Raw genomic sequence first — 25991 nt, 5'->3', positions numbered from 1 at the left:
GCGAAGCGTGCCCACCATCAAGGTACGATATCTGGATAGATGGTGGGCACGGCGCCAATGCGCTTTTGCCCACCCTGCGATTTCGCGTCCGCCTCACACCTTCTCGAACGGCAGGTCGACCTTCGGGCGCTTCTCCAGCCATTCCGGCACCGGCAGATTCTTAGCTCGCATGAAAGCCGGATTGAACAGCTTTGACTGATAGCGGCCGCCGGAATCGGCAAGGATGGTCACGATGGTCTTGCCGGGCCCAAGCTGCTTGGCGAGCTGGATCGCGCCCGCGATGTTGACGCCGGTGGAGCCGCCGAGACAAAGGCCCTCGTGCTCGGTTAGGTCGTAGATCACCTTTACGGCTTCCTCGTCCGAGATCAGAAAGGCGTCGTCGACCTTCGCGGTCTCGATGACCGGCGTGACGCGCCCGAGCCCGATGCCCTCGGTGATCGAGTCTCCCGGTGTCGATTTGGCCGTGCCGTTCTTGAACAGCTCGTACATCGCAAAGCCATGGGGATCGGCGCAGGCGTTGACGATGCCCGGATGCTTTTCCTTCAGATAGCGGCTGGTGCCGGCCAGCGTGCCGCCGGTGCCGACCGAGCAGATGAAGCCGTCGATCTTGCCGCCGGTCTGCTGCCAGATCTCGGGGCCGGTCGATTCGTAGTGCGCCTTGGCGTTATCGAGGTTGTTCCACTGATCGGCGAACAGCACGCCGTTCGGCTCGCTCTTGCGCAGCTGCGCGGCGAGCCGTCGTCCGACGTGCTGGTAGTTGTTCGGATTGGAGTACGGCAGCTGCGGCACTTCGATCAGTTCCGCGCCGCATAGCCGCAGCATGTCCTTTTTTTCCTGGCTCTGGGTTTCCGGGATCAGGATCATCGTCCGGTACCCACGCGCGCTCGCTACGACGGCAAGACCGATGCCGGTATTGCCCGCGGTCGCTTCCAGAACCAGGCCGCCGGGCTTGAGGTCGCCGCGCTTCTCGGCTTCCAGGATCATCCATTTGCCGGCGCGGTCCTTCACCGACTGGCCGGGATTCATGAATTCGGCCTTGCCGAGAATGGTGCAGCCGGTCGCTTCGGAAGCGTGCTTGAGCTTGATGAGCGGCGTGTTGCCGATCGCTTCGATGACGTCTTTGTTGAAGGTCATTTGGAATTGCCGGTTTGCTTTGCCTGATCGTTGGGCGAACCCTAAAGGACGGCTGCCGGGCATACAAGCCAGCGCTTAAGTCGCAGCCGGTCATCCGGATTTGCGAACACCACCTGACGCGCCGCGATATTTCCCTGACGGCATCAGGTTCGGCCAGGGCGCGCGGAAATTGCTTCGCCAGATCGCGAGCGCCTTGGCATAATCTTGCCCGGAAATGCGCTTGCGGATGACGGGAAAAGCGAGCCGTTCGCCGAGCGAGGCGACGGTTGCTGAGGAAGGCGACAAAGTTCACGGAGCCGATGATGGTGACGTTGTCCGCCAGGCCGGAGTTCGCGATCAATGACTGGATAATGCTTCGATAGGATCGAGGCCGCAGCATTGCCGGCGATTCCCTTTCCGACACCAGGCGACCCGCATTTGTCCCCTTCGTGGAAGCTGCGCAGGGAGTTCCCGGAGTATCGAATCGGCCGCAGGCGCGTTTTCATGCGCGAAGATGGATTTGGGCTGTGGGAATAGCGGAAAAAACCCGTGAAATCTTCGTAAGGTTTGGACGATCCGACATCATCCCGATCGCGTTCCAAGGCCGATAAAATAAGGCTAACTTGCACTTTTGATCGTCGATTGGCGCGCTGGCGCCAGCGATCGTCGGGATGGTTCCGGGACTGTCCGCGCCCTGATCGCAAGGGTAGTATGACGGCTCGGTTCCAACGGAAGCATCACCCCCGTGAACGGGTCGCAGACCACTCAAACAAGCGTTCATCGCGGGCCACGCCGGAATTTGCCCGGTGGAGAACGGGTGTGACCCAGCGAATACCGGGGGCTGTGGTTGAAGGCTGGCGAATGCGGTTTCCAGGTGTAAGCCGGTTGGCGCGGTCGTTCGCGGTCGTAGGGCTGGTCGCCAGTTCGGCGGGCTGCATCCTGACCAAGGATCTGCCCGATCCCGCGCTCGACGTCCCCGACGGCTACAAGGCCGCCCGCCTGACCAAGCCGCAGGACGCGCCGCCGACGCTCGACTGGTGGCGCGGTTTCCGCTCGCGGGAACTGACGACGCTGATGGAAGAGGCCCAGACCGTCAATCTGGACATCGCCGCCGCCACCGCACGCTTCGTGCAGGCCGATGCGCAGGCCCGGATTGCCGGCGCGGCGTTGCTGCCGAATCTGAGCGGCAGCGGTTCGGAAAGCTATTCGCGCACCTCGGGCTCGAGCGCGAGCGGCCTGACCAATGGCGGCCGCGAGGTCGTCAACTATTCCTCCTCGCTCAGCGCCAGCTATGAACTCGATTTCTGGGGCAAGAATCGCGACGCCGCCCAGGCGGCAGAAGAGACCGCCGTTGCCAACCGCTTCGACCGCGACGTCATCGCATTGACCACGCTGACCACGGTTGCCAACGCCTATTTCCAGGTGCTCGCGGCGCAGGACCGGATTCGCACCGCAGAGCGCAACATCGCCAGCGCGATCCGGATCCTCGATGCGATCAAGCAGCGGCTGCAGGCCGGCACCGGAAACGATCTCGACGTCGCCCAGCAGGAAACCGTCGTGGCCAACCAGCGCGCGCTGGTGCCGCCGCTGCGGCAAACGCTCGACCAGAACATCAACGCGCTGGCGACGCTGGTATCGCGGCCGCCGGAATCGGTGCGCGTCATCGGCGGCACGCTGAACCAGGTTGCCTCGCCCCGCGTCACGCCCGGACTGCCGTCGGAGCTCCTGACGCAACGCCCCGACATCAGGCGCCAGGAAGCCCAGCTGGCATCCGCCACCGCCAATGTCGGCAACGCCCGTGCGCAGTTTTTCCCGAGCATTCAACTGACCGGGCAGGGTGGCTATCAGAGCTCCGCACTGACGTCGCTGTTTCAGCCGCACGCCGCGTTCTTCAGCATGGTCGGCAGCCTGACCCAGCCGATCTTCGACGGCGGCAGGATCCTCGGCAATTTCGAATACACCAAGGCCCGGCAGGATGAACTGCTGCAGACCTATCGCAAGACGGTGGTGCAGGCCTTTGCCGATGTCGACAATGCGTTGATGTCGATCCGCCAGACCACGGAGCGGCTGCGGCTGCAGCGCGAGGTGGTGGCGTCCTCGCGGCGGGCGTTTCAACTGTCCGAGCAGCAATTGCGGGCCGGAACTGCCGACATCGTAACTGTGCTAAATACGCAATTGACGTTATTCCAGGCGGAAGATTCGCTGTCGCAGGCCCAATTGGCCCGGCTGCTCGCGATCGTCAGCCTGTATCAGGCGCTGGGGGGCGGCTGGGAGCCTAGGATGGAAAGGCCGGTCGATGCTCTTTAAGCCGGAGTCAGAGGAAGACACCAAACCACCGGAAGTGCGCAAGCCGGGTTTCTGGTCGCGCGTGCTCAAGCGCATGGTCTCGTTGGCCGTGACGCTCGTGATCCTGGGCGGGCTCGGCTACATCGGCTGGTACGCGTTTCAGCCGAAGCCTAATGCCGGCGGCGGTGGTCGCGGCGGTGCGCGCCTCGACCTGCCGGTGCCGGTGCTGGCGGCGACGCCGCGCACCCAGGACGTGCCGGTCTATCTCGATGGCGTCGGCTCTGTCCGCGCGCTGAATAACGTTCTCGTGCGCGCCCAGGTCGATGGCAAGTTGATCTCGGTGAACTTCACCGAAGGCCAGGACGTCAAGAAGGGCGACGTGCTGGGCGAAATCGATCCGGTGATCTACCAGGCGCAATATGATCAGGCGGTTGCCAAGAAGGCGCAGGACGAAGCCCAGCTCGCCAACCAGAAACTCGATCTCGCGCGTTACCAGCAGCTCGCGGCGTCCAACGCCGGATCGAAGCAGCAGGCCGATACGCAGCGCGCTTTGGTGGCCCAGCAGGAAGCGCTGGTGAAGGCCGACCAGGCCGCGATCGACAATGCGCAAGCCACCCTCGGTTACACCAAGATCATCGCACCCCTGTCGGGACGCGCCGGCCTGCGCCAGGTCGACCAGGGCAATATCGTGAAGGCGTCGGATGCGACCGGTCTCGTCATCATCACCCAGCTGCAGCCGATCGCGGTACAGTTCAGCCTGCCGCAGCAACAGATCGTGCGGGTCAATGCCGCCGCCGCCAAGGGCGCACTCGCGGTCGACGTCTTCGGCAATGACGGCGTCACCGTGGTCGACGCCGGCACGCTGAAAGGCATCGACAACCAGGTCGACCCGACCACGGGAACGCTGAAACTCAAGGCGGAATTTCCCAACGCCAAATTCCAGCTCTGGCCGGGTCAATTCGTCAATGTGCGGCTGAAGGTCGAAACGCTCGACAAGGCGATCGTGGTGCCGACCTCGGCGGTCCAGCGCGGACCCGCCGGAACGTTCAGCTACGTGATCGGCCCTGGCGATATCGCAACCGCCAAGCCGGTGGTCGTGACGCAGCAGAACGAGCACGATGCCGTGATCGCGAGCGGGCTTTCGACCTCCGACCGTGTGGTGACCACGGGCTTTGCCAATCTGTCCGACGGCGCCAAGGTTCTGATCGGCACCGATGACCGGGCGCCGACCGCCGACCTCGCGCCGCGCAAGCGCAGCCGCAGCCCCGACGGCAAGGGCGGTCAGGGTGGCCAGGCCAAGGAAGGACAAGCCAAAGACGGCGAACACCGCGGCAGGCGCGAACGCGGCGAGGGCGATCAAAAAGGACAGACCGGGCCGGCACCGGCAGGCCAACAATCGGGCGGGCCTGCGAAATCGCAGCCATGAGGACGCAACCATGAGCGTCTCCGAACCGTTCATCCGCCGGCCGATCGCGACCTCGTTGCTCGGGATCGCGCTGTTGATCGGCGGCGCGCTCGGCTATTGGGCGTTGCCGGTGTCGGCGCTGCCGCAGGTTGATTTCCCGACCGTGCAGGTCACGACGCAACTGCCGGGCGCCAGCCCGGACGTGGTGGCGTCGCTGATCACGGCGCCGCTGGAGCGTCAGCTCGGCCAGATCCCGTCGCTGTCGTCGATGCAATCGACCAGTTCGTTCGGCGTCAGCCAGATATCGCTGCAGTTCGATCTCAACCGTGACATCGACGGCGCCACCCAGGACGTGCAGGCCGCGATCAATGCGGCGGCCGGTATCCTGCCCAAAAACCTGCCGTACCCACCGACCTATGCCAAGGTCAACCCGGCCGATGCGCCCGTCATGACGCTGGCGCTGACGTCGGACACCATTTCGCTGCGCGCGATGAGCGATATCGCCGACACGATTTTGGGCCAGCGGCTCAGCCAGATTTCCGGCGTCGGCCGCGTCGCGGTGCTGGGCGGGCTGAAGCCTGCGGTGCGGGTGCAGGCCGATCTGGCGCGGCTCGCCGCCTACGGCATTTCGATGGAGGATCTGCGCGCCGCCATTGCCGGGGCCAACGTCTCGGGCCCGAAGGGATCGCTCGACGGCGCGCAGCAATCCTACACCATCGCCGCCAACGACCAGATCGCGGCCGCGGAGGCCTACAAGCCGATCATCATCGCCTATCGCAATGGCGCACCGGTCACGATCGGCGACGTCGCCATCATCATCGACGGGCTGGAGAACGACCGTACCGGCGGCTGGTATCAGGGCACGCCGGCCGTCATTATCGACATCCAGCGGCAGCCCGGCGCCAATGTGATCGAGGTGGTGCGCCAGATCCGCGAGGAAATTCCGAAGGTGCAGCGCGCGATCCCGGCGGGCGTCAAGCTGACCATAGTCAGCGACCGCACCGTCACCATCCGCGCCTCCGTCCATGACGTGCAGTTCACGCTGATCCTTTCAGTGGTGCTGGTGACGCTGGTCGTGCTGCTGTTCCTGCGCTCGCTGCGTGCCACGCTGATTGCGGGAGTGGCGCTGCCGTTGTCGCTGATCACGAGCTTCGGGATCATGTATTTCGCGGGCTTCAGCCTCGACAATCTGTCGCTGATGGCGCTCACGATCGGCACCGGCTTCGTGGTCGACGACGCCATCGTGATGATCGAGAACATCGTCCGCCACATGGAAGACGGCGAGTCGGTCATGGAGGCCTCGCTGAAGGGCGCCAGCGAGATCGGCTTCACCGTGATTTCGCTGACGGTGTCGCTGATCGCGGTGTTCATCCCGCTATTGTTCATGTCCGGCCTGGTCGGCCGCATGTTCCGCGAATTCGCGTTGACGCTGACGATCGCGGTGGTGACGTCGGCGGTCGTCTCATTGACGCTGACGCCGATGATGTGCTCGCGGCTGCTCAAGAACGTCCATGAGGAATACGCCGTTCCGGGGCTCGCCGCCGTCAGCCGCTTCATCGATCGCACGGTCGAACTCTACCACCGCACGCTGCTGTGGGTGCTGCAGCGCCAGCGCGCCACGCTCGCCGTGACGTTCCTCACCATCGTCGCGACCCTGGTCATGTACGTGGTCGCGCCGAAGGGGTTTCTGCCGCTGCAGGACACGGCCTCGATCACGGCGGTGACCGAGGCCGGGCCCGACGTTTCCTTTGCCGAGATGCAAAGCCGGCAGATGGCGGCGGCCGCCGCGATCCAGGCCGATCCGGACGTGGTCGGCGTGGTCTCCGTGATCGGCGCAGGCTCCGTCAATCCGACCACCAATGTCGGCCGGCTGGTGATGACGTTGCGTCCGCGCGGCGAGCGGCACGACGACATCATGGTCGTGGTCAACCGGCTGAAGCAGCGCACGGCCTCGATCCCCGGCATGACCATCTATTTCCAGCCGGTGCAGGATGTGCAGATCTCGACCCAGTCGAGCCGCTCGCAATACCAGTACACGCTGACCGGCACCGATTCCGCCGAAGTGACCAAATGGGCCAACAGGCTCGTCGCCGAAATGCGGCGGGATCCGCTGTTCCGCGATGTCTCGTCGGAAGCGCAGGAGGGCGGCTTGCGCGCGGCGCTCGACATCGACCGCCAGCGCGCCGGCCAGCTCGGCGTCAGCCTGCAGGTCGTGACCGATACGCTGAACGACGCCTTTGCGCAGCGGCAGATATCGACCATCTACGGTCAGGCCAACCAGTACCGCGTGGTGCTGGAAGCCATGCCGATGTATCAGCGCGATCCTTCTATCCTCTCGAAACTCTATGTGCCGGGTGTGGCGGCAACGCCGGGAAGCCCGGCCGGTCAGGTGCCGATCTCGGCGATCGCGACACTGACGCGCACCACAGCGCCGCTGGCGATTTCGCATCACGCGCAATTCCCCGCCATCTCGCTCAGTTTCAACCTGGCGCCGGGCGAAGCGCTCGGCGACGCCGTCGAGGCGGTCAAGTCGATCGAAACCCGCATCGGCATGCCCGGCAGCATCGTCGGCGTCTATGCCGGCGACGCGGCCGAGTTCGCCAAATCGCTGGCCGGGCAGCCATGGCTGATCCTGGCTGCGCTGGTCACCATCTACATCGTGCTCGGCGTGCTCTATGAGAGCTACATCCACCCGATCACCATTCTCTCGACGCTGCCCTCGGCCGGCATCGGCGCCATTCTGGCGCTGATGCTGTGCGGCCAGGACCTGTCGGTGATCGGCCTGATCGGCATCATTCTCCTGATGGGCATCGTCAAGAAGAACGCGATCATGATGATCGACTTTGCCCTTGAGGCGGAGCGTCACAAGGGCATGTCTGCAAACGAAGCGATCGTGCAGGCCTGCCTGTTGCGCTTCCGCCCGATCATGATGACGACGCTGGCTGCCCTGTTCGGCGCGCTGCCGCTGGCGCTCGAAAGCGGCACCGGCGCGGAATTGCGTTTCCCGCTCGGCGTCTCGATCATCGGCGGCCTGCTGCTGAGCCAGCTGCTGACGCTCTACACCACGCCCGTGATCTATCTGGCGCTCGACCGGCTCAACCGCAAAATCGACAAGGCGGTGCCGGAGCCGGGGCCTGCCGGGCCGCCGGTCGCCGGCGCCACCGAGGGGATGCAGTAATGGCATCGATCTCGATCTCGGAGCCCTTCATCCGCAGGCCGGTAGGCACCACGCTGCTGGCGATCGGGCTCTTTCTGGTCGGGGTCGTCGCCTACGTGTTTCTGCCGGTGTCGGCGGTTCCCAATGTCGATTTTCCGTCGATCCGGGTTTCCGCCACGCGCCCGGGCGCCGACCCCTCGATCATGGCGTCGACGGTTGCGGCCCCATTGGAGCGGCGGCTCGGGCAAATCTCGGGCATCGACCAGATCACCTCGACCAGTTCGCTCGGCACCACCAGCATCCAGTTGCAGTTCGCGATCGGCCGCAACATCGACCGCGCCGCGCGCGACGTGCAGGCGGCGATCAACGCCTCGCTGGCGGATCTGCCGAGCGACCTGCCGTCACTGCCGCGGTTCCGCAAGGCCAACCCGTCCGCGGCGCCCGTGTTCGTGCTGGCGCTGACCTCGAAGACGCTGACGACGAGCGCGATGTACGACGTCGCCGATACCGTGATCGCGCAGCGCATCTCGCAGGTGCCGGGAGTGGGCGAAGTCACCGTCAGCGGCGCGGATCAGCCCGCGGTACGGATCGCGCTCAACCCGGTCGCGCTGTCCAATGCGGGCATCGCCACCGACGACGTGCGGCTGGCGATCGTCAATTCCAACCCACTCGGCCCGGTCGGGATCTTCAACGGCGGCCGCCAGAGCGAGACGATCTCGACCAACAAGCAGATGCGCACGGCGGCCGAATTCCGCGACATCATCATCAAGAGCTCGGGGGGCAATTTCGTCCGCCTCTCCGACGTGGCCGAGGTGGAAGACTCCGTCCGCAACAGCCGCTCGATCGCCTGGTTCAACAAGCAGCCGGCGGTGCTGATCCAGATCACCAAGCAGGGCGACGCCAACGTCATCGATACCGTCGACCGGGTGAGGGCGCTGCTGCCGGAATTGCAGCAATGGCTGCCCGGCGGTGTGGAGATTTCGACGCTGGTCGACCGCACCGGCACCATCCGCGCCAGCGTGCTCGACATGCAATTTACGCTGCTGGCGACCGCGTTCCTGGTCATGGTGGTGGTGTTCGCCTTCTTGCGGCGGTTGACACCGACGATCGCCGCCGGCGTCTCGGTGCCGCTCGCGCTGGCCGGTACCTGCGCCGGGATGTGGCTTGCCGGTTTCTCGATCGACAATCTGTCGCTGATGGCGCTGGCGATTTCGGTCGGCTTCGTGGTCGACGACGCCATCGTGATGATCGAGAACATGTACCGCAATCTCGAGCAGGGCATGGCGCCGCTCGCCGCGGCACTGGAAGGCGCCAAGCAGATCGGCTTTACCGTGCTGTCGATCAGCCTGTCGCTGATCGCGGCCTTTACGCCGCTGATCTTCATGGACGGGATCGTCGGGCGGCTGCTGCGCGAATTCTCGTTGACGCTGACCTTTGCCATCGTGGTGTCGACCGTGGTCTCGCTCACGGTCACCCCGATGATCTGCGCGCATTTCATCAAGGAGGCGACTTCCGATCGTGCCACCTGGTTCGACCGGCTGGTCGAGGGCACGCTGTCGCGCACCGTGTCGTTCTACACCTGGACGCTGCGGCGGGTGCTGGAGTTTCCGTATCTTACCCTGGTCGTGTTCTTTGCCACCATCGCATTGACGGTGACGCTCTACATCAAGACGCCGAAGGGCTATTTCCCGACCGATGACAGCGGCTTCATCATCGGATCGACCCGTGCTTCCCCCGACATCTCGTTTCAGGCGATGCTCGGCCTGCAACAGCAATTGGCCGATATCGTCATGGCCGACCCTGCGGTCGCCGGTATCGGCTCCTCGCTTGGCAGCGGCGGCGGTCCCGGTGGCGGCGGCTCCAACCGCGGCACCATGTTCATCAGCCTGAAGCCACCGGAGGAGCGGGCGGGGCAGTCGACTTCCGATGTGATCGATCGCCTGCGCCGGGCGCTCTACCGCGTCGCGGGCATCCGCCTGTTCATGTTTGCCGCCCAGGATATAAGGACCGGCGGACGGCAGAGCGATTCCGACTATCAGTACACGCTGTCGAGCACCGACCTCGATCTGCTGCAGAAATGGGCCCCCATCGTCGGCAAGCGCATGGAGACCGTCGAGGGCATTACCGACGTGTCCTCTGACCGCGATCCCGGCGGGTTGCAATTGTCATTGGTGATCGACCGCAAGACGGCGTCGAGCTTGGGTGTTCGCGTCCAGGACATCGACAACGCCTTGAACAACGCGTTCGCGCAACGGCAGATTTCGATCATCTACACCCAGCGCAACCAGTATATGGTGGTGCTGGAGATCGACCCGAAGTTCCAGGCCGATCCGTCGAACCTCGAACGCATCTTCGTCGCCGGCGCCAACGACGCGCAGGTGCCGCTATCGGCCGTCGTGCGCTATCAGCGCGGCCTGTCGCCGCTGGCGGTCTATCACTCGCAGTCGTTCCCCTCGACGACGGTGTCGTTCAACCTGCTGCCCAACGTGCCGCTCGAGGTCGCGACCACCAACATCCAGCGCGCGGTTGACGAGCTGCACATGCCGGAGGGCATCCGCGGCAGTTTCGACGGCAATGCCGGCGACTTCAACAAGACCAGCGGCCGGCAGCCGCTGCTGATCCTCGGCGCGCTGGTGGCGATGTATATCGTGCTCGGCGTGCTCTATGAGAGCTTGGCGCATCCCCTGACCATCATCTCGACGCTGCCTTCGGCGGGGCTCGGCGCGCTGCTCGCACTGCAGGTGACCAACACGCCGCTGACCGTGATCGCCTTTGTCGGCATCATTCTGCTGATCGGGATCGTCAAGAAGAACGGCATCATGATGGTGGATTTCGCGCTCGACGCCGAGCGTCACCGTGGCCTGTCGTCGGCGGACGCGATCTTCGAGGCCTGCACCGCCCGGTTCCGGCCGATCCTGATGACGACGCTGGCGGCGCTGTTCGCGGGCATTCCCCTTGTCATCGCGACCGGCCCGGGCACCGAGCTGCGCCGGCCGCTCGGAATTACCATTATCGGGGGATTGTTCGTGTCCCAGATCCTCACTTTGTACACGACACCCGTGATCTACCTTCTGATCGACAGGTTGCGGCGGCGGTGGTCCGAACCGGCCGCAATCCAGGCGCCGGCGGAATAATCGCCGGATCGGCCCTGAATTGTTGATGGGGTGGGCGGCGCAGCGTATAGCGGGCGGATGTCAAAACAATCCGAAGCCAAAGCCACACCTGACGCAGAAGAGGTGCCGGAGTGCGCCGATTGCGGCAAACCGCTGCCGTTGTGCATCTGTGACAGCATCACGCCGATCGAGAACAAGGTTTCGCTCCTGATCCTGCAGCATCCGCAGGAGCAGGACCGGACGCTGGGTACGGCGCGCCTGACGGCGCTCCATTTTGGCGACGCCGTGCTCAAGATCGGATTGTCCTGGCCGAGCCTCTCCAAGGCGCTGGGGCGGCCGGTGGACGATCCCTCGCGCTGGGCGGTGCTGTATCTTGGTTCCGCCAAGGTCAGCGAGCTCGAGACCGAGAACGAAATCGTCGCGATCAACCGCAAGGGCGAGATCGAACCGCATCAGCGCGCTATCCTCAGCGATATCGAGGGCATCGTGCTGCTCGACGGCACCTGGAGCCAGGCCAAGGCGCTGTGGTGGCGCAATGCGTGGATGCTGAAATGCCAACGGGTGATTCTTGGGCCCAAGCGCGCCTCGCGCTATGGAAAGCTCCGCAAGGAGCCGCGTGCCGACGGGCTCTCCACGATCGAGGCCGCGGCGATGCTGCTGGCGGGGTTGGAGAAGCGGCCCGATATCGCCGAAACGCTCAACGGCAGTTTCGAGCGGCTGTTGACGCGTTATCGCGAGGTTCAGACCACCATGCCGGAACTCGCACCCAAGCCGAAGAAGCGCGATTATCGCCGCCGCAAGGGGGTTAAAGCCCGCGCCAAATAATGCTAGCGAAGGTTGCGAGCGACGGGTTGTCTGTCGTCAAAGCCGAAAACATCAGCAGAAAGTACCGATGCAATCGCTTGAGTCGCAACATGACGAGGTTGTCGTCGGGCCAAGCGACCGCAATTTCGGGTTGACGATGGCCGCGTTTTTTTCGCTGATCGGCGGTTACGGTCTCTACCAGGGTTCGTCTCATGCGCCGTTCTGGCTGGGCGCCGCCGCGGTGCTCGCAGGCCTGACCCTGTGGCGCCCGCAGACCCTGAACCCCGCCAACCGGGCATGGCTGAAGCTCGGGCTTCTGATGTATCGCGTGGTCAACCCCGTCATCATGGCCTTGCTTTTCTTTGGCACGATCCTGCCGATTGGGCTGGCCATGCGCCTGTTCGGTAAGGATTTCCTCAATCTCGCCAGGGATCGTTCATCGTCGACCTATTGGCTGCCGCGCTCCGATCCGAGACCACCATCGCAATCCATGCGGCAGCAGTTCTAAGGTCCGCCTGATGTCGTGCCTGCACGAGCCATTTGCCTCTCCGGGATCGCTTTTTGGTTCGCGTGATGCCCGTATGGAAGGATTGCCGGCCGTGAACAACGGCTCAGCGCTGACGTCGTTCGTCTGTACCCTGTTTTGAGTGGCGACGTGCGGATCCTCGGCATCTCCGCATTCTACCACGACAGCGCCGCAGCCTTGCTGGTGGACGGCAAGATCGCCGCCGCCGCGCAGGAAGAGCGTTTCACGCGCAGGAAGCACGATCCGAATTTTCCGGCCGCCGCGATCCGTTATTGCCTGTCGGCGGCGGGCATCAGCGCAAGCGAACTCGATCACGTCGTGTTCTACGAAAAACCGTTCCTCAAATTCGAACGCCTGCTTGAGACCTACCTTGCATTCGCACCGCGCGGCTTTCAGTCGTTCCGGAAGGCCATACCGGTCTGGCTAAAGGAGAAGCTGTTCCAGAAACGCCTGCTCCGCGACCATCTCCTGGAGATCGACGGCAGCGTCGATTGGGAAGCGAAACTGCTGTTCGCCGATCATCACCAGAGCCACGCGGCCTCGGCGTTCTTTGCCTCGCCGTTTGCCGAGTCCGCGATCCTGACGCTGGACGGCGTCGGCGAATGGACGACGACGTCGGCCGGCTACGGCAGGGACAATACGCTCGACCTGACGCGCGAGATCAATTTCCCGCACTCGGTGGGGCTGCTTTATTCGGCCTTCACCTATTACACCGGCTTCAGGGTCAATTCCGGCGAGTACAAGGTGATGGGCCTCGCTCCCTACGGTGAGCCGAAATATACCAAACTGATCCTCGACCACCTCGTCGACCTCAAGGACGACGGCAGCTTCCGGCTCGATCTGCAATATTTTGATTATTGCACCGGCCTGACCATGACCAACGGGCGGTTCGACAAGCTGTTCGGCGGCAAACCGCGCGAGCCGTCCGAGCGCCTGGACCAGCGCCACATGGATCTGGCCGCTTCGGTGCAGCAGGTGACGGAAGAGATCGTGCTGCGGCTGACCCGCAGTCTGGCCCGCGAGGGGCAATCGGAGAATCTGTGTCTGGCCGGCGGCGTGGCGCTGAACTGCGTCGCCAACGGAAAAATCCTGCGTGAGCGCACCTTCAAGAACATATGGGTGCAGCCTGCCGCGGGCGACGCCGGAGGCGCGGTCGGCGCGGCGTTGGCGGCGTATTATCAGTTTGCCGGCAAGGCGCGGGCGGCGCCCGCCGGCGATGCCATGGCGGGCGGCTATCTCGGGCCGTCATTCGCGCAAGCCGAGATCGAGCAGCGCCTGGCGCAGGCGGGGGCGGTGTTCACTGCGCTCACCGATGACGCGCTGATCGAAAGCACCGTCAAAGCGCTGGTTGCGGAGAAAGCAGTCGGCTGGTTCCAGGGACGGATGGAATTCGGCCCGCGCGCGCTTGGGGCGCGGTCGATCCTCGGCGATCCCCGCTCACCGAGGATGCAAAGCTCGCTCAACCTGCGGGTCAAGTTCCGCGAAAGTTTTCGTCCCTTCGCACCGGCCGTGCTGCGCGAGGATGTCGCCGAATGGTTCGAACTCGACGGCGACAGTCCGTACATGCAGATCGTCGCCGATGTGCTGAAGAAGCACCGTCGGCCCGCCAATCCCGGTGATGAAAAGCTGTTCGGTATCGAACGGCTCAATATCCCACGCTCGGACATCCCGGCCGTGACCCATGTGGATTATTCGGCGCGGATACAGACCGTGCATGCCGACACCAATGCGCGCTTTCATGCGCTGCTGACGGCCTTCAAGGCCGAAACCGGGTGCCCGGTGCTGGTCAACACCAGCTTCAATGTCCGCGGCGAGCCGATCGTGTGCACGCCGGAAGACGCCTTCCGCTGCTTCATGGGCAGCGATATCGAAGTGCTGGTGGTCGGCAATTGCTTTCTGCTCAAGGAAGACCAGCCGACGTCGCTGAAGCTCGACTACAAGAACGCGTTCGAGCTCGACTGATCGCACGGCGGGGCGGATCGCGGGTTTCAGAAATCCACGGATTTGGAGTTTCAGAACTTTGTCGATGGGGAAACGAGGAAGGTTGCCTAACCCATTGGCGGGCTGTATTGATCCGCCCCGATGGGGCCACGTGGCGGAGTGGTTACGCAACGGTCTGCAAAACCGTGTACACCAGTTCAATTCTGGTCGTGGCCTCCATCCATATAATCAATAACTTAGCTCGATTATATGAGGGGCCGGACGAACTTCAGGCCGTCGTCAGGCTCAGGCGCTTAGCAGGAGGCGTACCAGCCTTCAGGAAACGGAACCAGCGGCCAAGGGGCGCGGTTGTCGTTGGCGGGGCGCGGCGTTCGACGAGAGGGCAGGGTCTGGGCCACGAAATCATCCTCCGGTACGGGCGCAATGGCCGTTTTAACGGCGTCCAGCAATAGGTCGAACTCAACTTCGCTCATCGCGCTCTCCGGGGTTCCAGAGCGCACGTTCTCAAAACCGGTTTGTTTCCAGATTGAACGGATCGATCCAATTTTATCGATCGGCCAATCGCGGCAAACGTAGTTACTAAATGGTTGATTCCCCGAGGGGCACGGTAGACCCGAACGCCCAGCATAAAGTGTGAGAAAAATCACATTCCACGAAAATTATTCCGCGTATTCGGTCGGATGACGTCCGTGCTGTCAAGCCGGGCCGACCAGGGAGATGCGGACATGAAGACGCACGTGGCGCGAGTTGGAGCGGTACGCAGCCGGATCCGCCGCGCTTCGATGGTCGGTCTGCTCCTCGCGCTGTTCGCAGCGGGGTCGGCTAACGCCCAACAGGGCACGCCTGAGCAACGCCGGGCCTGCACGCCCGACGTCTACCGCCTGTGCGCCGGCGAAATCCCCAACGCGCGCGCCATCACCACCTGCCTGCGCCGGCAGAAGGCAAGCCTGAGCCCGGCCTGTGCGGCGGTGTTCGAGCAGTAGCCAGCTGCTGCACCGGACTCCAGGGCGCGACGTCCGTTCCCTTTACGAAGCGGGATCATTTCCTTAGATGCGATGAAAACTTCGCATTCAGGGAGCGATGCCGTCCATGAAAGCCACTGGATTGAAGGGCCCGCTTGCGGGAAAGGTCGCGCTGGTCGCAGGCGCCACCCGCGGCGCCGGCCGCGGCATTGCCGTTCAATTGGGAGCGGCGGGAGCAACGGTCTATGTGACCGGGCGCACGACGCGACAGCAGCAATCGGAAATGAACCGGCCGGAGACGATCGAGGAAACCGCCGATCTGGTGAATGCGGCCGGTGGCCACGGCATCGCGGTTCAGGTCGATCATCTCGAACCCACGCAGGTACAGGGCCTGCTCGATCGCATCGCATTCGAGCAGGGCGCCCTGCATATCCTGGTGAACGACATCTGGGGCGCCACCCGGATGGAGTGGAACAAGCCGGTCTGGGAATCCTCTCTCGACTATGGCCTGCGTACACTCCGCCTCGCCATCGATACCCACGCCATCACCAGCCATTTCGCCGCGCCCTTGCTGATCAAGACGCGCGGCGGATTGGTGGTCGAGATGACCGACGGTACCGACGCCTACAACGCCACGAATTACCGGGTCTCGTTCTTCTACGATCTGGCCAAGGCCGCGGTGAACCGCATGGCCTTCGCTTTAGCCCATGAACTGGCGCCGCACGGCGGAACGGCTGTTGCGCTGACGCCGGGCTGGCTGCGGTCGGAAGCCATGCTCGATGCTTACCGCGTCACTGAAGCGAACTGGCGCGATGCCACCAAGGTCCAGCCGCACTTTGCGATATCGGAGAGCCCGGCCTTCGTGGGCCGCGCCGTCGTCGCACTTGCCGGCGATCCCGACGGTGCGCGCTGGAACGGAAAATCGCTGTCGAGCGGCGAACTGGCAACAATCTACGGATTTACCGATCTCGACGGCAGCCGGCCCGATGCGTGGCGATACGTCGTCGAGGTCCAGGACGCCGGCCGGCCTGCCGACGTGACCGGCTATCGCTGACTTGCGATTGCTGACTTGCTCTTGCTGCGTTGGGCGCGGTCGGCACTCACATCTCCAGCGCCGCCAGGTTCTTCGGCAGCATCCGCTTGAACAGCGTCAGCATGCGCGTGGCTTGCTTTGGCTCCAGCGCGATCGCGTGGCGCACGGTGGCTGCGATCAGCGTCATGACCAGCTGCGAGAACGACGCCAGCGCAGGAGAGGGCGCGTTCGGCGCGATCCGCCGCAGCGCCTCGAGCAGACCGGCGAGATAAGCGCCGCTGTTGCGCGGCCATAAAGCCATCTGCACTGCCGAAGAAATAACGGGGCCTTGGATGCGATCCCGCACCTTTCAGTGCGCTCGCAACTCGGCAAAGTCGATATCCTCGGTGAGGCTATTCAGATCCGTTTTAAGGCCGTCAGATTGGCTTCGTTTTGCAAATTGGCAAGACCTCTCGAGGCGCCATCGAGCCGAGCCCATTGGACGTCGTTTCTGAAAAATGCAACTTTTGCGAGCTTCTTGGCTGATGCTCGCAAAAGTTGCATTTCGGTCATTTCAAAGACTAAAAATTCTTCGGCATAATAATTGCTAAGTAATAATATTATATTATACTCTTAATTACTGAAATATAGATTTAATATATTTTTAGTATTCGCACCTAATTTCTCACAATAACTTAAGATCATAAATGTCCAATTCTAATACTTCAAAAAATGCTCTCACGCACGGTTTTTACTCCACTGACGTGGTTTTACCCGAAGAAAATAAGCAGGAATTCGACGATCTACTGCAAGCCTATCGGGACGAATATTGTCCCGATGGCATCTCAGAAGAAGCAGCGATATTTGACCTGGTTAGCCTGTACTGGAAAAAGCGCCGTCTCGAGGCCGGATTACAGCAGGCCTACCAAAAGCAGCTGGACCTTGACGCCAAAATCGCCGCTTTTGATTTGGGTCCTGCCGTGAAGTCGCAGTCCGAAGCCGTGCAGAGTGTCTGCAAGATCGTTCAGAGACACCTAGAGCAAATTTATGGGCGCGTCGAAGCGAAAGCCGATAGCCAGACTGTCAGTCAGGCCGTTGATTTCGATAAGCTAACCGTGTTGGCGAAAGAGCTGAACCTCGTTGGCTCAGGCTTCATCGTTCCATCGCTTCAGGCCGCTGAAAAACTGAAACTTGATCAGTTCGAGCGCGCTTGCCTACTGCATATCATGGAAAAGGAATTGAAGATTCAGGCGGAAATCGACAGACGTATCGAGAAGGTCTTGAAACGCCTGGTGGCAGTCAAAGAATATAAAAGGTTTTATGTTGCCAAATCTGTTAATGCGAACCAGATCGAGGCAATCAAATTGCGTGCCGAACCGTCCTAGGAATCCGGTGGGTCGTGAGACTAGTGGGCTTGATGGGTTAGGCCACCCATCGAGCGGGTTGGCGCGATCTAATTCCCTTGCGGTTCTCCAAATTGAGTTCGGAGAGCCGCGAGGCGGTGCGATTACTGCGCTGAACCACGAAGTCGCAATCATGCGACCGACAACACTCAGCTTGGTTTCGACGACGATACTGTGCGCCAGGCAGCAATCGGTGCGCACGGGTCCGTGAGGTATTGCTTCGCAGTTCACCTGTGCTCCCAACGATGGGAAAGACCGCCACCAAGATTACGACGACACCCACGGTCCTATCATGCCGCGTCCAGGCGATTTGCTCACGCTGGCCGGTCAGACTTTCATCTTGTTCTTGTCGGCCTAGGATGGAAGGCAGGGATGTTGCAACTTCGGCCGTCGTTGCAGCACACTCCGAGTGGCATGGATGTAGGATCAAGCTTAATCAACGAAGGCTTGGTGGTTCAATTCGTATGCGAGGCAACAAGCTATCCGCACTCCGGCGCCCGTAGTGTTGCCGCGATCGACTAAGCGGCGGTCATGAAGCAGCCACACGAGCGGACTCGTTCGGAGGGTTAGAACCGCGCTGCCCCTCGAGCGAGTCCACCAACGCCGCGCCGCCGGGCATGGAAGCTAATGATCCCTCCTGATCGGGGACAAAACTCTGCGGCTACGACCCGCAGCGCCGCCGAGGAGATATTCACCCGCCTAGCTCGGACCGTCTTTGGCCTTCTTGGGGTGAACCATTCAAAATCAAGGTTCGCGCATTCCCTCGAGGCCAACCGGCAGTACCCGGGCGAATAAATAGGTCAGCCAGGCAGGTGGCAGCCATCGCGGCGATGAACGTCATCAACGCCGTGATCGTACAGTCGCTGTTCATCCCGCTCTTCCTGGGCGCAACGGTTGCGAGCCTGCTGCTGGCGGTTGCAGGCGGGCTTCGGTGGGGCGAGCCGGGCGCGACGGCGATGCTGGCCGGCTGCGTGCTCTATGTGATCGGCATGTTCGTGTGCACAGCCGTCGTCGACGTGCCCTTGAGCAACGCGCTGGCCACCGTCGATCCCGCAAGTACCGAGGCCGCACCGCTACGGGCGCGCTCTCTGCCCGACTGGACGTTGTGGAATCATGTCCGGACGATTGCATCCACTGTGGCCTGTGCGCTGTTCGTCGGGGCGATCGCGGTGAGATCGGGCGATGCGGCGTTCATTCGACCTTTGGAGGTCGTCAACTCTCTGGAGCTTCGGCATGGGTGGAGGCATATTGTTGGCAACCGCCATTGACGGCGAAAATGACAGGGGGGCTTCACATGAGGATTTTCCCGATACTCGCGATCGGTTTGGCTCTGGCACTTGGCGCATGCGGTAAGGATCCTGGGCCTAAGGGCGATGCAGGTCCGCAGGGTCCGGCCGGCCCTCAAGGGGCGCAAGGCGTGCAGGGTATCGCGGGAGCGCAGGGCCAGCCCGGCGCACAAGGGCCCCAAGGCCCGCAGGGCGCGCCGGGTCCCAAGGGCGAGGCGGGTCCAAAGGGCGAGCTCGGCCCCAAGGGTGAAGCGGGCCCCAAGGGTGACACCGGTGACAAGGGTCCCAAGGGCGACAAGGGCGACGCAGGCGTCACCGTTCGAGCCGTTCAGGCCGACGGGTCGGTAAGCTGCGAATCGACGGAAATGTTGGTGTCGGTGTTCTGCCCAGGTGGCGGTACCGCTGATGGCGCCAAATGCGGGACGGCCCCGACCGTTGGTTTGTGCCTGCGAAAGCCATAAGCCAAACCGGACTCTGATTATCGCGCTCGCCGGTTCACGCCGGCGGGCTTCGCACTGGTCGATCTCGGTGAGGCCAGCTCAGCCCGGGCCAATCGCTCATGTTCGGGTGTTCAAACTCGTCCTCTCTCCTCATGCGGCTACGCCGCTCGGCGTTTACCCGAGCGCCCGGCTGTAGGAGCTGCAGCGAGAGCCGCACTTCCTGGCCGCGTGAGAAGAGCGCTGTGCCGGGACCGTCTTTGCCTTGCTTGGTGAACCATTCAAAATCAAGGTTCGCGCATTCCCTCGAGGCCAACTGGCAGTACCCGGGCGAACAAATAGGTTAGCAAGGTCCGCTTGCCCGCCTTGACGTCGGCAGTAACGGTCATGCCCGGCTTGAGCTGGAAGCCGCCAGGCACGCCGTGCATCTTGAGCTCATCAATGGCCGCGCGGGCTTTGTAGAAGACCGCAGAGCTATCGCCTTGGGTGACGACGGTTCCACGCTGCGTATCTTGCCCGCCGCCGAAGCTATCGGGGCTGATAAAGCGGACTGTCCCCTCGGCCATGCCGTATTGGACGAACGGGAAAGTGTCGAATTTGATCGCGACCTTCTGTCCGGCGTGGACGTAGCCGGCGTCGGCGGTGGCGATACGCATTTCCACCTCAAGCGGCGCATCGGTTGGCACGAGAGTGATCAGCTGCTCGCCGGATTGCATCACCGAGCCGACCGAGACCTTAGCCACACTGAGGACCACTGCGTCCTGGTCGGCGCGTAAGTCAACGAGTTCGCGTCGAAGGGTCGCCTTGCGCAGGCTTTCAGTTGCATCGCTAAGGCTGCGTCTACGCAACGTAAGTTCCTCGCTGATCTTCGCCTTCCACTGCTGTTCGTAGCCGTCACGCTCGGCGACCAACTGGTCGAGGTCGCGGCGGGCGCGCTCGGCTGCGCCGGTCGCATCCGTCAAGTTGCGTTGCATCTCGATGGCTTGGTCTTCCGCGATTAAGCGGTTCACTTGGCTGCCGACCTGCAACCGCTCGAGTTCTCGTCGTTTTGACTCGAGCACGCTGGCGATCCGGTGGCGTTGGCCAAATGCCGCGACGTCGTGCTCAGCGCGGGTTATCTGCGCTTGAAGGCCGCTGAGTTTCTGGTTGTAGCTCTCAATCTGAAACCGATACTGCGCCTGGCGCTGGCCATACATCGCAACCTGCAGGACCGTGGAGGTATCCGCGCTCGTCGGCTGGTACGGCGTCCCGGAAGCTTCCGCCGTGAGCCGGTCGACCTCTGCCTGAAAGCTTTTCACCTGAGTCTGCAGGGCGCTTACGTCGGCCGCGGAGAAGGTCGGGTCGAGGCGCGCCAGCAGCTCTCCGGCGCGCACGGTTTGGCCCTCGCGCACGTTGATCGCGCGCACAATAGCCGTCTCAAGCGGCTGCACGACATTGGTCGCCTGAAGCGACACGACACGTCCCGAGCCGGTCACGACCATATCAATAGGAAACAGCGCAGACACCGCCATCGAGGCTAGGATCGCGGAGACAACCGTCCAGAGCGTGCTTCGCGCCGCGGGCCTGATCGGTGCTTCGACAAGCGCTGCCGTCGGGGACTCAAATTCGAGGAGCGACGACGGTTGCGCATCGACTTTATTACGCTCGCTGAACAATCGTTTTATGGCAGGGACTGTGGGGATAGAGGGCCAACGAATGCTTCCGGCCGCAGGCTTGGCTAGAACTTTTCGCGCGGTGCTCGAAGACTTGAACCCAAATGGCGGCGGAACCGACGGCATTTCCTGCTTGCGACCGAAAAACAAACTGAAGCGCTTGCGCAGCGGCGATGGCGCCCGCGGCGGATCCGCAGCCGACGCTGTTTCAATGTTGGCGGGGAACACCGTCGAACGGGGGAATGCTTCTACTTTCTCGCGGCGCGTGACGACAGGCTGCTCACGCTGTGGCGGTTGGACAGGCTCGCGGCTGAGTACAGTAACTGCGGCCGATACTGGTTGCAGGGCCGGGGAGCGAGGGCCATCCGGATTCTGCCCACCAGGCCTCGCCGAAAAGCTTTCGCGGGACAGGTTCCTGCCGCTACGGTCGGCCTCTACCCTCTGGATCGCTTCCTCAAGAGCGAGATGCTCACATATCAGCTCTGTTTTCGTGAGCGGCGGATTTTGGCTGCCCGAATGCCGGATGAAGGCGGAGCGAGTGCGCTCATAAAGCTCACGCCGAGCCTCGCCGGTATTGAGCGCCAGCGTGGTGACAGCCTTATCGATGAGCGGGTAGTAATTGGTCATTCTATACCATCTTGAATTAAAGGCCTTCGCCGAACGCTTTTTAGTTAGCCAGTGCCTCCGCGCCGCACAGGTTCAGGGTTTGCTAGCTTGCGCCACCACACGCGAGGCTAATCCATTTCCGATCCCGCATGTAGACCTTCCTGTTGACTACGCGGCCGACGCACTTCCTTTCAAACTGCGAGCCCCTCCGCCCGGTTCTTTAGCAAGACGAGTTAACTCGAGCGCCGCTTCAGTCACCCCTTGGGCTTCAGCCGCCTCGAACCATTGCCGTGCTTCGGCAAGATCAGTCCGGCCCGCAGCGCCGCCGAGGAGATATCGGCCGAGCATCAGTTGCGCCCGTGGGTGGCCGCGCTGCGCCGCCTCGCGAAACCAGCGCTGCGCCAGACCAGGATCTGCTGCGATATCATGACCGCCATGATAAAGCGCACCGAGCGCGAACATCGCCCCAACGTGGCCCTGACTAGTAGCCTTTTCAAATAGCGCGCGGGCCGCGCGATGGTCGGCCGGTCCGCCTCGGCCGTTTACAAGCATCTCGCCGAGAAGAACTTGCGCATCGACGATCCCGGCGTCGGCGGCGCGGCTCAGCCACATTCGCCCTTCAACTGGGTTTTCTGAGACGCCACGGCCTTCAATCAAGATCCGACCATACCAATATTGGGCAGTCGGGACGCCCACTGCCGCGCGGCGAAGCCACAGCGCCGCCGCGGTCTCATCGCGCTCGATCCCGATTCCTTCGGCGAAGCAGACGGCGAAGTTGAAGGCGGCTATGAGGTCCCCCGTCTCAGCGGCCTCTTGAAACCAATGACGCGTCTTGGCCTGATCGCCGGATTTGCCGCCGCCGCGGAGCACGAGATTAGCAAAGTCGGCTTTCGACGCCTCGTTACCGAGTTCGGCTGCACGCTCCAGCCAGTAATTTGCGAGGTCCAGATCGCGGTCGACGGCGGTGCCGATCGAGTAGAGCTGACCCAAAGTCCTCGCAGCTGGCGCGTAACCTCCTTCGGCGGCGCGCTCGAGCCATGCTACGGCTTCGACATAGTTAGGTGGTAATTCGCCTCCGCGAGCGTAGAGAAGGCCGACCCTGGCGGCTGCCTCTGCGTCGCCGGCAAGTGCGGCCCGGCGCAGCCAGGTTTCGCCTTCGACCAGATTGCGCTCCATACCGTGACCATTGATGAGGGCCACGCCCAAACGCCTTTGCGCTAGGCACACGCCTTTGTCGGCAGCGAGACGGTACAGCTCGACGGCTCGAGTGAGTTCGCCTCCCACGCCTATGCCAAATTCCGTGAGCACAGCGATGAGATAGAGTGCCGTCGGAATGCCGGCCGCTGACGCTTTCGCGATCTGTTCAGCTGCTTCCTTTTGTGTCCGCTCGTCCTGAGCCCTGCGAAGCAGGGCGAGCCCAAGGCCAAGAGACCCTTGAGGACAGCCTGCTTCCGCCGAACGCGCGTACCAGCGCTCAGCTTCCAGCTCATCGGTCATGGCATCGGGGCCGGAAGTTAGAATATATCCCAGAAGCGCCTGGCCCTCGGCCGAGTTGCCCTCGGCGGCGCGGCGCGCCCAGTTAAGTGCCGTGAAGAAATCTGGGCCGCCACTTTCATTGTCGACGGTAAAGAGAGCCGCACTCGACTGCTCAGGGATGATCACGCCTTGAACATACAGAAGCGCGAGATAAAACTGGGCGTCCGCTGAACCGGCTTCCGCAGCACGTTGGAGCCAGCGTACCGCCTCTGTGGTCGCTTGTGGCACGCCGGTGCCCTCGTGATAGCATCGCCCGACTCGATACTGCGCCTCAATACAGCCGCCGCGGGCGGCGTAGGCGAGTTGATGGAAGCCTTCAGCCACGCGGCCGGATTCGAGGAGCTCAATCCCACGCCGGGCGCGGGCCGATATTGAGACTGGCGCGATCAGACGATCAACGAAACTCATCCTATGGCCTTGCTTGGAGAACCATTCAAAGAAGCTCGCGACGTAAACAGGTGGACCTCGGCCTGAAATTCGAAGAGCGCCGCCAGTATCGGTTGCGTGGGCCCGCGCTTCCTTGGGTTTGATCCGCGAGTGGTGACCGAGCGCCGGGCCATAATCGTCACTCTCGTGTCATGGCGGACTTAAGCGGACGTGGGCGCCCGCCCTCCAAATGCCGGTGTTGCTGCTGCCACAGTTGTCGATAAACGGCGCAGCGCTCAAGCACTTCCTCGTGCGGGCCGATATCGACGACCTTACCCTTGTCAAGGATGAGGATCTGGTCGCAGTCGACCAGCGAGGACAACCGGTGCGAGACGATGATCATCGTCCGACCCTTGGCGATGCGCAAAAGGTTCGCGTTGACAAGGGCCTCACTCTCGGGATCGAGCGCGCTGGTCGCCTCGTCCAAGATCATAAGGCGCGGATCGGAGACGAGCGCGCGCGCGATGGCAAGACGCTGGCGCTGTCCTCCCGACAGGTTGGACGAGGTTTCCTCGAGCCAAGTCTCGTACCCGCGCGGCAGCCGCTCGATGAACTCCTCGGCACCCGCGAGACGGGCCGCCTGCACAGCATGCTCAAGCGTCAAGCCAGGTCGGCTGGCAATGATGTTATCCCGCACCGTGCCGCGAAACAGGAAATTGTCCTGCATCACTACCCCAAAGCTGCTGCGCAGGTGCGTTAGATTGATCTCCCGTAGATCGGTGCCGTCGATCTTAAGGTAACCGCTGTACTCGCGGTTAATGCCCTGAAGGAGGCGCGCGATCGTCGATTTCCCCGAGCCGCTGCGACCGACGAGGCCGAGCATGGTTCCCGCTGGAATTTCGAACGAGATGCGGTCAAGCGCCGGCACGGTTGATCCCGGATAGGTAAAGGTGAGGTCCTGGAATGCAATCGCACCTTCAAATTTCGGCCGAAGACCGGTCCGCATCGCCGCGGCTTCTGTCGGATGGTTGAGAACATCCGCGACCTCGCTCACCGAAAGGCGAACTTCTTCGATATCCTGCATAAGCTTTGCCAGACCAATCAGCGGGCTTGCTACTCGTGCGCCGAGCATTAAGAACGCGATGAGAGCACCGCCCGTAATCGAGGTGCTCCCGGGAGGCGAAGCAATGAGGATGTAGCAGCCAACGAGCAGAACGCCGCGATTGATGAAAGCCTCGATTGGGCTGACAATGGTCTGCGCGACGTTCGAGATGCGACCGGCGTCGAGACGCGCTTGGCCTGCCTCAGCCACGCGCGCGTCCCACTCCTCGTTGCGCACCTTTTCGATGGCGAGCGACTTGACGGTCCGCATGCCATACACGGTCTCGACGAGTACCGAATTCTTACGGTTTTCAGCTATCACGAGGCGCGCAAAAACCTGCCTTATCGCAGGTAAAAATGCGAATACCACGAGGGCAACGAGGGCAGATGCTACGAGCACCATCCAGGCGAGCGTCGCACTCATCCAGAACAGGAATGGCAGAAGAGCGATCAGGGTGAATACGTCGAGAAACGTGCTAACGAGCTTGCCGGTGAAGAAGCTGCGGATGTTGAAGATTTGGCCGACTTTGCGGGCCGTTTCGCCGGTCGGATGGCGCTCGAAAAAGTCCATTGGCAGTGCCAGCAATCGCCGGAAAACGTGCATCCCCAACCGCGCGTCAATCCGCGTCGCGGTGACCTCGATGATCTCGCGACGCGCGTAGCCAAGCAGCGTCTCGTAGGCCGTGATGAGGATCAGTATCAGCGAGATCATGCCCAGCGTCGCCATGGCCTGATGCGTAATCACCCGATCGATGGCGACCATGATAAGGAAAGGCGGCACGATCTGCAGGACACTCAAGCTAATTGAGGCGGCGGCGATCTCGCGCAGATTGCGGCGCTCTTCCAGAACGCGACCCATCATCCAAGAGAACGAGAATGGCTCGTCATCGGCAGATGTGCCTCGCTCCCGCCGCAGGAGCAATACATCCCCATGCCAGACGTTTGCGAGGCGAAGCTCATCGATGGCGACGGGCTCTTCACCGGGACGGCTCGGATCCCGTAAGTATATGGTGCCAGCATTGGCGTCGCGCGAGACGAGGACGCCCGCACCACCGTCGGAAAACAAGAGCACAATTGGGGCGTCCGACTGCATGCGGATCAGGTGGCGCCAGCGCAGGCGCGTCGCTTTTGCCCAAAGTCCGCCCTCGCGCGCCCAAGTGACGAGAGCCGCGGGAGAGGGTACCTCGCCAGGGGAAACGCGTAGCGCTTTGCGATCTAGTTCGACGCCGTAGTGCTGGGCAACAACGGCGAGCGCATCCACGCGCGCCTTAGCTGCGTCATGCCT

18 protein-coding genes, 1 tRNA gene and 1 pseudogene are annotated in these 25991 nt (G+C 62.6%); 13 read left to right on the top strand and 7 right to left on the bottom strand.

The features are described from left to right. Nucleotides 1–93: 93 nt before the first annotated feature. Nucleotides 94–1134: a cysteine synthase A gene (locus tag JQ611_RS12705; RefSeq protein WP_212389305.1), complete on the bottom strand. Its 1041-nt coding sequence runs from the start codon at nucleotides 1132–1134 to the stop codon at nucleotides 94–96. Between the two features lie 132 nt (nucleotides 1135–1266). Next, a pseudogene (locus tag JQ611_RS12700) lies at nucleotides 1267–1395 on the bottom strand (SAM-dependent methyltransferase); the annotation flags it as partial. 579 nt (nucleotides 1396–1974) lie between these two features. On the opposite strand from JQ611_RS12700, the gene JQ611_RS12695 reads away from it, so the two are divergent. The 8 genes from JQ611_RS12695 to JQ611_RS12660 all read left to right on the top strand — a co-directional run bounded on the left by JQ611_RS12695 (nucleotide 1975) and on the right by JQ611_RS12660 (nucleotide 14564). Next, nucleotides 1975–3420: an efflux transporter outer membrane subunit gene (locus tag JQ611_RS12695; RefSeq protein WP_212262443.1), complete on the top strand. Its 1446-nt coding sequence runs from the start codon at nucleotides 1975–1977 to the stop codon at nucleotides 3418–3420. Further along, nucleotides 3410–4825, top strand: a complete 1416-nt coding sequence (locus JQ611_RS12690) for an efflux RND transporter periplasmic adaptor subunit (RefSeq protein WP_212261495.1) — start codon at nucleotides 3410–3412, stop codon at nucleotides 4823–4825. Before JQ611_RS12695 ends, JQ611_RS12690 begins: the two co-directional genes overlap by 11 nt. A gap of 10 nt (nucleotides 4826–4835) precedes the next feature. Then, nucleotides 4836–7982 (top strand): efflux RND transporter permease subunit, encoded by a 3147-nt coding sequence (locus JQ611_RS12685; protein ID WP_212465627.1) that lies wholly within the window; start codon nucleotides 4836–4838, stop codon nucleotides 7980–7982. After that, nucleotides 7982–11095 carry an efflux RND transporter permease subunit gene (locus tag JQ611_RS12680; RefSeq protein ID WP_211995177.1) on the top strand — a complete coding sequence of 1038 codons (3114 nt, stop codon included), beginning with the start codon at nucleotides 7982–7984 and terminating at the stop codon, nucleotides 11093–11095. The genes JQ611_RS12685 and JQ611_RS12680 overlap by 1 nt, the downstream gene beginning before the upstream one ends. Nucleotides 11096–11152: 57 nt before the next feature. Continuing rightward, nucleotides 11153–11899, top strand: a complete 747-nt coding sequence (locus JQ611_RS12675) for a tRNA-uridine aminocarboxypropyltransferase (protein WP_212261479.1) — start codon at nucleotides 11153–11155, stop codon at nucleotides 11897–11899. A 67-nt stretch (nucleotides 11900–11966) separates the two neighbouring features. Beyond that, nucleotides 11967–12386 (top strand): SxtJ family membrane protein, encoded by a 420-nt coding sequence (locus JQ611_RS12670; protein ID WP_212465626.1) that lies wholly within the window; start codon nucleotides 11967–11969, stop codon nucleotides 12384–12386. A gap of 147 nt (nucleotides 12387–12533) precedes the next feature. Beyond that, on the top strand, nucleotides 12534–14366 hold the full coding sequence (locus tag JQ611_RS12665) for a carbamoyltransferase (RefSeq protein WP_212465625.1): 1833 nt from the start codon (nucleotides 12534–12536) through the stop codon (nucleotides 14364–14366). Between the two features lie 124 nt (nucleotides 14367–14490). Continuing rightward, nucleotides 14491–14564: transfer RNA gene (locus JQ611_RS12660), tRNA-Cys, on the top strand. A gap of 74 nt (nucleotides 14565–14638) precedes the next feature. Here the strand turns inward: JQ611_RS12660 and JQ611_RS12655 are convergent. Then, a complete protein-coding gene (locus tag JQ611_RS12655; RefSeq protein ID WP_212465624.1) occupies nucleotides 14639–14818 on the bottom strand; it encodes a hypothetical protein in 180 nt (59 codons plus the stop codon). A gap of 252 nt (nucleotides 14819–15070) precedes the next feature. On the opposite strand from JQ611_RS12655, the gene JQ611_RS12650 reads away from it, so the two are divergent. Together JQ611_RS12650 and JQ611_RS12645 are read left to right on the top strand one after the other, a co-directional pair. After that, nucleotides 15071–15328, top strand: coding sequence for a hypothetical protein (locus JQ611_RS12650; RefSeq protein ID WP_212465623.1), 258 nt, complete (start codon nucleotides 15071–15073; stop codon nucleotides 15326–15328). Between the two features lie 106 nt (nucleotides 15329–15434). Then, entirely contained in the window at nucleotides 15435–16361 is a 927-nt protein-coding gene (locus JQ611_RS12645) for an SDR family oxidoreductase (RefSeq protein ID WP_212465622.1), read from the top strand. 46 nt (nucleotides 16362–16407) lie between these two features. Here the strand turns inward: JQ611_RS12645 and JQ611_RS12640 are convergent, their stop codons facing one another. Continuing rightward, nucleotides 16408–16641: a hypothetical protein gene (locus JQ611_RS12640; protein ID WP_212465621.1), complete on the bottom strand. Its 234-nt coding sequence runs from the start codon at nucleotides 16639–16641 to the stop codon at nucleotides 16408–16410. A 385-nt stretch (nucleotides 16642–17026) separates the two neighbouring features. Here JQ611_RS12640 and JQ611_RS12635 point away from each other — a divergent pair, with 385 nt between their 5' ends. The 3 genes from JQ611_RS12635 (at nucleotide 17027) to JQ611_RS12625 (ending at nucleotide 19469) form a co-directional block, all read left to right on the top strand. Continuing rightward, the gene (locus JQ611_RS12635; RefSeq protein WP_212465620.1) at nucleotides 17027–17704 is read left to right on the top strand and encodes a hypothetical protein; all 678 of its coding nucleotides are present in this window, start codon (nucleotides 17027–17029) and stop codon (nucleotides 17702–17704) included. A gap of 848 nt (nucleotides 17705–18552) precedes the next feature. After that, entirely contained in the window at nucleotides 18553–18990 is a 438-nt protein-coding gene (locus JQ611_RS12630) for a DUF1772 domain-containing protein (protein ID WP_212465619.1), read from the top strand. Between the two features lie 149 nt (nucleotides 18991–19139). Then, a complete protein-coding gene (locus tag JQ611_RS12625) occupies nucleotides 19140–19469 on the top strand; it encodes a collagen-like protein (protein WP_249133122.1) in 330 nt (109 codons plus the stop codon). 263 nt (nucleotides 19470–19732) lie between these two features. Here JQ611_RS12625 and JQ611_RS12620 read toward each other — a convergent pair whose 3' ends face one another. From JQ611_RS12620 to JQ611_RS12610, 3 genes are all read right to left on the bottom strand, one after another. Continuing rightward, nucleotides 19733–21724 (bottom strand): HlyD family type I secretion periplasmic adaptor subunit, encoded by a 1992-nt coding sequence (locus tag JQ611_RS12620; RefSeq protein ID WP_249133121.1) that lies wholly within the window; start codon nucleotides 21722–21724, stop codon nucleotides 19733–19735. Between the two features lie 147 nt (nucleotides 21725–21871). Beyond that, complete coding sequence (locus JQ611_RS12615; protein WP_212465617.1) at nucleotides 21872–23647, bottom strand: tetratricopeptide repeat protein; 1776 nt, start codon at nucleotides 23645–23647, stop codon at nucleotides 21872–21874. Between the two features lie 157 nt (nucleotides 23648–23804). Continuing rightward, complete coding sequence (locus JQ611_RS12610; RefSeq protein ID WP_312011943.1) at nucleotides 23805–25967, bottom strand: peptidase domain-containing ABC transporter; 2163 nt, start codon at nucleotides 25965–25967, stop codon at nucleotides 23805–23807. Nucleotides 25968–25991: the final 24 nt, after the last annotated feature.

The sequence above is a fragment of the Bradyrhizobium sp. AUGA SZCCT0182 genome (genome assembly GCF_018130185.1).
Classification (GTDB): domain Bacteria; phylum Pseudomonadota; class Alphaproteobacteria; order Rhizobiales; family Xanthobacteraceae; genus Bradyrhizobium.
This window is presented reverse-complemented; position numbering and strand designations above follow the sequence as displayed.